Consider the following 6709-nt stretch of genomic DNA (forward strand, 5'->3'; position numbering starts at 1 on the left):
ACGGGTCGATCTCAGTCGCAGCCAACTGAGTCAGGACAAGGCTCCGGAGGCGACCGACAAGCCGGGCGCGCCGATCCCGTCGATGCGCGCCATGCAGGAGCCCCGCGTTCAGGGGGAAGGGCGCGAGCTCAAGATCCGCCGCCTTTATCAAGAAGCCCGCGAGCTGCAAGGCAAGTTCATTCGCCATCTCAAGGCCGGCGAACCCATCGACATCACGCCGCTCGCCGCCGTGGCCGAGGAGATGGTCGACACCATGTTCAGCCACGGGGATGCCATGCTCTGCCTGGCGCGCATCCGTGCCAAGGATGCCTACCTGATGGAGCACTCCATGAACGTGGCCATACTGCTCGCCAACTTTGGCCGCTATCTGGGGCTCGAGCGCAACGTGCTCAAGGAGCTGACCCTGGGGGGACTGCTCCATGATGTGGGCAAGATAATGACCCCGGATGCCGTGCTCAACAAACCGGGCAAGCTGACCGACGAAGAGTTTGCCATCATGCGCGAACACGTGGTGCACAGTCACGACATCCTCAAGGCCACCACCGGCATCACCCCCACCATGCTGGAGGTGGCGGCCAATCACCATGAGCGGCTCGATGGCTCCGGCTATCCTCGCTCGCTTCAGGGCGAGCAGCTCTCTCTCTATACGCGCATGAGTGCCATCGTCGATGTCTATGATGCGGTGACGGCAGACCGGGTCTACAAACAGGGGATGCAGCCGACCCAGGCGTTCAGGATCCTGCTCAAGGGGGCTGTCACTCACTTCGATGAGGGACTGGTGACGCGTTTTATCAAGTGCATGGGGGTCTATCCGGTCGGTACCCTGGTGCTGCTCTCCAATCAGCGCTTAGCCCTAGTGATGCAGCGCAACGAACTGACGCCGCTCAAACCCTTGGTCAAGGTTATCTATCACGCTGCCCAACGGCACTATCTGGAAGTACAACTGCTCGACCTTGCCAAACCCGGCGTTAGTGAGACTATAGAGAGTACCGTGGATCCCAAGGATTATGGCATCACCCTCGCTAACTTCGTCTGACGACAACCCAGTGTCCTACAGGATCCGACACGGCTCAGCATCAGGCTGGCCGACTGGTGCTATTACCAGGCACGGTCCAGTGGGTGATGAGAAACTCCCCATCAAGAGGAGAGAGATCGAAACGCAGGCAGGCCTCCTCGATGGCGTGGGGGTCATTGGCATGCCCCTCGGCCAACCAACGCACCGCCCGGCGCAGATCCTCGCCATGGGGTAGTAGGGAATGATCGCTCATGGAGTACCTCCGTTTGATCATTGATCGCAACCCGCCCAGCGGGGCTGTCTCCTAGAGTTTAGTCCGCACTGCGCCCTCCCGAACAATTCCCTGCTGCGTGAACCGACACGCCAATCAAGGCATGCTTTCAAAGGATCCCCTCTATCACGAACGGCTTCGGGCATCGCCGTTCAAACGCCATATGTTATGCGCTCCACCGCCTACCTAAATGAGCCTGACACTGGCGTCCCGGTTGACGCCGGACCCCCTGCCGGGGTTATCCTCGACCACTTGCCTGCCGGTCCTGGCGGGATCATTACCTGTGATGTCAAACAAGGAAGTCTCATGCAAGCCAAGGACAAGTGTCTGGCCGCCCTGGTTATCCTCTGCTGGGGTCTCAATTTTGTGGTGATCAAGTGGGGGCTGGAGGGAATACCTCCGCTGCTGCTCGGGGCGCTGCGTTTTATTGGTGTCGTCTTCCCCGCCATCTTGCTGGTCCCCAAACCCACCATCCCCTGGCGCTGGCTGCTGGCCTACGGCGGAGCCATCAGCCTGGGACAGTTTGCCTTCTTGTTCAGTGCCATGAAGTTCGGCATGCCCGCGGGAATGGCCTCTCTGGTGCTGCAATCCCAAGTGGTATTTACCCTGCTGTTCGCCATGATCTGGCTGGGGGAGCGCTGGCAACCCCACCACTGGATTGCCCTGCCGCTGGCGGGAGCCGGCCTCTACCTCATCGCCACCCATGGTCAAGGCAATCTGACTCTGCTCGGGTTCATGCTGACCCTGTGTGCCTCCGCCTGCTGGGGTCTGGGTAACGTCATCAACCGCCAGATTGGATTGCGCTACCAGACGTCCCTGCCCAGCCTGATTGCCTGGGGAGGCGTGGTACCCATACTGCCGTTTCTCGCTCTCTCCTGGCTGTTCGAAGGGCCGGAGCTTATCGTCCACAGCCTGCAACACTTCAGCTGGAAAGGCTTACTCTGCGTGCTCTATCTCTCACTGGTCGCCACCTGGCTCGGCTACGGGCTATGGGGACGGCTGCTGATGCGCTACCCGGTGGCCCAAGTTGCGCCGCTCTCCCTACTGGTTCCCTGTGTCGGCATGGTGACCGCTGCCATCTTGCTTGATGAGCATCCCACCCCCTTGCAGTGGCTGGGCTCCGCACTGGTGCTGCTCGGCTTCCTGGTACACCTGCTGGGGGGACGCCTAGATCTGTCCAAACCATTGACCCGAGCCTAACTGCCTCTCATGATGGGGTCATGCCAATGGCTCGGCCCGCTATTGTAAGATAAGAGTATCAACACGCAGTCACGACAAGGAAGCAAAGGATATGCGACTGAATCACCTAGGGGCCGCCGCCCTCGCCCTGTGCTGGACTCAGCTCGGGTGGAGTGCCACCCTGCCAACGGATCTCAAGTGGGAAAGCAACGATACGGATCCCGTCTATGCCGATCCGGCAGCTCAGCGGGGCGGCACCTTTCGCACCTTCATGACCAGTTTTCCGCTGACCCTGCGCAACTATGGCCCCGATGCCAATGGCGCCTTCGCCGGTTATATGAGAGAGAACCGGCTGCCTCTGCTGGCCAGCCATCCGGATACCGGCAACCCTATTCCCATGCTGGCCAACCAGTGGGCGTTCGGGGCCGATCACAAAACCATGTATTTTCGTATCAACCCCAAGGCTCGCTGGTCCGACGGTGTGCCGGTCAGCGCAGACGACTTCCTGTTCACCCTCAAGATGCTGCGCAGCAAGCAGATCAATGCTCCCTGGTACAACAACTACTACAGCACCCAGATTGTCGATGTGATCAAGTTCGATGACCACACTCTGGCCATCACCAGCGGCAGCGAGAAGAGCCGGGAAGACTTGCTCGATTCCCTCCCCTTCTCCCCCGAACCCAGTCACGCCATCACACTCGATGACAGCTGGGTACGGGAGTACAACTGGAAGGTATTGCCGGTCACTGGGCCTTATCAACTCACCGAGGTCAAGAAAGGAAAATCCGTCACCTTCAGCCGCATTCCCGACTGGTGGGGTAACAATGAGCGCTACTTCCAGCACAGGTTCAATCCCGACCGCATCCAGATCAAGGTGCTGCGCGATCTCAACATTGCCTGGCAGCACTTTTTGCGCGGCGAACTGGATACCTTCGGCCTGGTGATCCCAAACTGGTGGCACGACAAGACCAAGACCCCCGAATTTGACAAGGGCTACATAGACCGCATCTGGTTCTATACCCAGACGCCGCAATCCCCGACCGGGCTCTACCTCAACATCGACGATCCTTTGCTGAGCGACCTCAATGCCCGGCTCGGCATCCAGTACGCCCTCAACATCGACAAGATGCTGAGTACCTTGCTGCGCGGCGACTACCAGCGCCTCAACAACTATGGGTCTGGTCAGGGAGACTTCACCAATAACGCCCTCAAGGCGCGCCCCTTCGCCCCTAAAATTGCCCGCGACTATTTTGCCAAAGCGGGTTTCACTCAGGCCGGGCCAGACGGCATATTGCAAGATGCCAAGGGCAGGCCACTGTCACTGAGTGTGATCTACACCACCTCGGAACACTCCCAGCGCCTCACCATGCTACGCGAGGAGGCAAAGAAGGCGGGTCTTAACCTGGATCTCAATCTGATGGATGCCTCCGCGGGCTTCAAGGCCATGCTGGAGAAGAAACACCAGAGCGCCTGGATGGCCTGGAGTACGGGGCGTTATCCCGCTTACTGGGAGTACTTCCACAAGGTCAACGCCCACAAGCCACAGACCAACAACATCATGAACATCGATGATGACGTCATCACGGCCCTGGTAGAGCAGTACGACAAGGAGTTCGATTTCGCCAAGAAGGCAGAACTGTCGCGCCAGATCCAGGCACGGCTCTATGAGATCGCCAGCTTCGTGCCCACCTATCAGGTGCCCTATACCCGGGAAGGGGCCTGGCGCTGGATCAAATTGCCCAAGGGTATCGCCACCGCCAAGAGCGAGGTGCTCTACTGGCCCCTTGATGGCTTCAATTCTGGTTACAGCTACGGGGGACTGTTCTGGATAGACAAGACAGTGAAGCAGGAGACCCTGGACGCCATCAAGCAAGGCACCCGCTTCCCTCCGGTCAATATCCGCGACACCCGCTACCTGCAACCCTGAGCCATCGCCATGCCCAAAACGACACAACCCCGCCAATGGCGGGGTTGTGTTTAGCACAGGCGGAGGAATTAACCGCGCTTGGCCTGCTTCTGGGCAACCGCATCGGCCACATCGGCAGGCTCGAGCACGATGCCTTCCTGATCCGGTGTCGGGAAGACGGCCACGCAGAGTTCATCCTGCTCCATGCCTTCAACCCAGCGTTCCAGCCATACCTTGAGGGTGATGGACTGCGGCTTGCACTCGGCCCACTCGCCTTCAGCCCAGGCCTGGGCGTATTCGGGGTGCGGCCACACCGGGATGCAATCTTCGTCTTCGGTGGTCAGCATCATGACGCCGTGTTCGTCGGTCAGCACGAACAGCTCTTCATGCTCGACCAGCTTGCTGATGAAGTGATCGTAGCGGTAGTCGGCGTTCAGTTGCAGCGCGGCATTGCGCTCGGTATCGGTCAGTTCATAGCTCATGGTCAAGTCTCTTATGCAGTGCTAAGGATCGCGACGGGCCCGGGCTGCCGAGTCTATGATGACCCGAACCGGGTAGGCTCGCGCAATAAAGGGCGACATGTTCACATCTTGCCGCAGCCTTGTCCAGTGAATGGAGGCCACATGACCCGTTCGGGTCGCCAGTACACCCATAGTGCGCACCAGATAGGCTTTGGCTAAGCAGGGCGTCGTACAGAGGGCTGTACTTGGCAAAGCGGACAGGGTCCCTCTACAGAGCGGGAATATGCAGCTCTATCTCGACCTGCTCACTCAGGCGCTGGCGCAGCCAATAGGCCGCTTCGACCTCGACGAAACAGAGCAGATCCTGCCCCTGGGCCGCCGACATCAACTGCGTAAATCGCAGCTCTTGCTGGCGTTCCCAGGCGTCGGCCAGCTTGGTGCCATGAGCCTCATCCACTACCCCCCTGCGCAGCTCAAACAGATTATCGGTGATCGGGTGATTGATCTTGGCCGCACTGCCCCAGTAGAGCCGCAGGTTATCGAGCATCTCTTCATCATAACTGGCCAAGGCGTCCAACTCAGGCGTATCACCACTGTCGCTCGCGGCAAAATCACACCAGCCAGTGGCAAGGGAGGCAAACTCGCGTTGTGCTTGCGGGGCCACCTTGGCGCGCAGGGCCGCCACGTCGGGAGTGCTCAGCGGAGGCAACCAGACCTCCCCCTTGTGTTCGCTCAACTGAGGCAAGAGTTGCGCCACCGGATAGATGGGAAACTGGGGCGAAAGGCGATGAAGCAGAGAAATCAATGTGATGCGGGTCATGCGGGTTGCCTTGGACAAGGGAATACGGGTATTAGGCCGATGAGGCCCTATCCTATCACGGCGAGCGGCAATGCTCACCGCACTGACTGCCTGAAAAATCACCATACAGCCAGCCTGCCCGCCATAATCGCCAATACTTTGACCCAGCGCCCACTAAACTCCCCCGGGGAGTGCTAATTTGCATACATCATTAGCGTAAGGAGCCTGTCCATGATTGGGATCGACCAGATTTCTGAAGACTTTGTCCATGAACTGAAAGTACTGGCCTGCTTTGATCCAGCGAATTTGAGTGTGGGGATCAAGTTACGTAGTGATATGAGTGATGCTCTCCGCCAGGCGGCAGGACGCCTGCATCAACAGGGTCTGATCAGCACCGAAGATGGCGGCTACCTGACCCCCTTTGGCATGACGATGGTTGAGCATCTTCAACACCTGCTGGTTGCCCTCAGGCCGGTGGCGTAGGCGCCGCCCAGAGCGAGAAGTTCAACAATTCCCAGCGTGCGCCCTGCTGCAGGTGACACGCAAACAGCAAAGGACCTTCGGGTCCTTTTACATTGCCGTCCACCAGCCACTGTTGCTCCCTGTGGGGCACGGGGCGGGTCTCCATGCTGATGGGCGCGATCTTTCCCCCCAGCCGAACATGCAAAAATTGCAGACAAGTGAGGCGCGCCTGCTCGGCGGCGACCAGGTCAGGCGTTGTCTCGGCGACCAGGTCAGCTTGAACATGCGATGGTGGCGAGGCTAACGCCCCACCGGCCGCCAGACAAGCAGCTAACCAAATCCCCCTCTTCATAGACAAACCTGCCAAACAATCCTGTGCCTGTTGATACTTTGTTTTTAACACACTCAGGCGAGATCAAGCACGCTCAACCCGGTATGGCCGCTGTCATTTCATTGATAGCCGCACAAACAATCATCCCGTGCTGGAGTGGTTATACCGATAGGAAATAGTCGCCAGATCTGTCTCTGGCATCCGGTTGGCAAAGCCCAGATAGACAAAAAGCCGTGGTACCAGAGGCACCACGGCTTTCTTAAATTACTGTAACAATTACAGAGC

Annotated in this window: 7 protein-coding genes; 4 read left to right on the forward strand and 3 right to left on the reverse strand. The window is 58.8% G+C overall.

All coding sequences use genetic code 11. The features are described from left to right. A partial coding sequence (locus G113_RS18140) for an HD-GYP domain-containing protein (RefSeq protein WP_005908300.1) occupies positions 1-1036 on the forward strand: 1036 nt, incomplete at its 5' end. A 40-nt stretch (positions 1037-1076) separates the two neighbouring features. On the opposite strand, the gene G113_RS18145 is transcribed toward G113_RS18140, so the two are convergent. Beyond that, on the reverse strand, positions 1077-1268 hold the full coding sequence (locus tag G113_RS18145; RefSeq protein WP_005908302.1) for a hypothetical protein: 192 nt from the start codon (positions 1266-1268) through the stop codon (positions 1077-1079). Between the two features lie 324 nt (positions 1269-1592). On the opposite strand from G113_RS18145, the gene G113_RS18150 reads away from it, so the two are divergent. Together G113_RS18150 and G113_RS18155 are read left to right on the forward strand one after the other, a co-directional pair. Further along, on the forward strand, positions 1593-2486 hold the full coding sequence (locus G113_RS18150) for an EamA family transporter (RefSeq protein ID WP_005908303.1): 894 nt from the start codon (positions 1593-1595) through the stop codon (positions 2484-2486). A gap of 91 nt (positions 2487-2577) precedes the next feature. Continuing rightward, positions 2578-4392, forward strand: coding sequence for an extracellular solute-binding protein (locus tag G113_RS18155; protein ID WP_005908304.1), 1815 nt, complete (start codon positions 2578-2580; stop codon positions 4390-4392). 68 nt (positions 4393-4460) lie between these two features. Here the strand turns inward: G113_RS18155 and G113_RS18160 are convergent, their stop codons facing one another. Both G113_RS18160 and G113_RS18165 read right to left on the reverse strand, forming a co-directional pair. After that, positions 4461-4853, reverse strand: coding sequence for a DUF2750 domain-containing protein (locus tag G113_RS18160; RefSeq protein ID WP_005908305.1), 393 nt, complete (start codon positions 4851-4853; stop codon positions 4461-4463). Between the two features lie 247 nt (positions 4854-5100). Then, complete coding sequence (locus G113_RS18165; protein WP_005908307.1) at positions 5101-5652, reverse strand: hypothetical protein; 552 nt, start codon at positions 5650-5652, stop codon at positions 5101-5103. Positions 5653-5862: 210 nt separating this feature from the next. Between G113_RS18165 and G113_RS18170 the strand changes: the two genes are divergently transcribed. Further along, entirely contained in the window at positions 5863-6114 is a 252-nt protein-coding gene (locus G113_RS18170) for a TIGR02647 family protein (protein WP_005908309.1), read from the forward strand. Positions 6115-6709 lie beyond the last annotated feature (595 nt).

This window comes from Aeromonas molluscorum 848 (assembly GCF_000388115.1).
Taxonomy (GTDB): Bacteria; Pseudomonadota; Gammaproteobacteria; order Enterobacterales; family Aeromonadaceae; genus Aeromonas; species Aeromonas molluscorum.

What these genes read in the sequence shown, in the direction of transcription:
- G113_RS18145 (WP_005908302.1), bottom strand. Translation starts at nt 1,268, where the DNA reads ATGAGCGATCATTCCCTACTACCCCATGGCGAGGATCTGCGCCGGGCG.
- G113_RS18165 (WP_005908307.1), bottom strand. Translation starts at nt 5,652, where the DNA reads ATGACCCGCATCACATTGATTTCTCTGCTTCATCGCCTTTCGCCCCAG.
- G113_RS18150 (WP_005908303.1), top strand. Translation starts at nt 1,593, where the DNA reads ATGCAAGCCAAGGACAAGTGTCTGGCCGCCCTGGTTATCCTCTGCTGG.
- G113_RS18155 (WP_005908304.1), top strand. Translation starts at nt 2,578, where the DNA reads ATGCGACTGAATCACCTAGGGGCCGCCGCCCTCGCCCTGTGCTGGACT.
- G113_RS18170 (WP_005908309.1), top strand. Translation starts at nt 5,863, where the DNA reads ATGATTGGGATCGACCAGATTTCTGAAGACTTTGTCCATGAACTGAAA.
- G113_RS18160 (WP_005908305.1), bottom strand. Translation starts at nt 4,853, where the DNA reads ATGAGCTATGAACTGACCGATACCGAGCGCAATGCCGCGCTGCAACTG.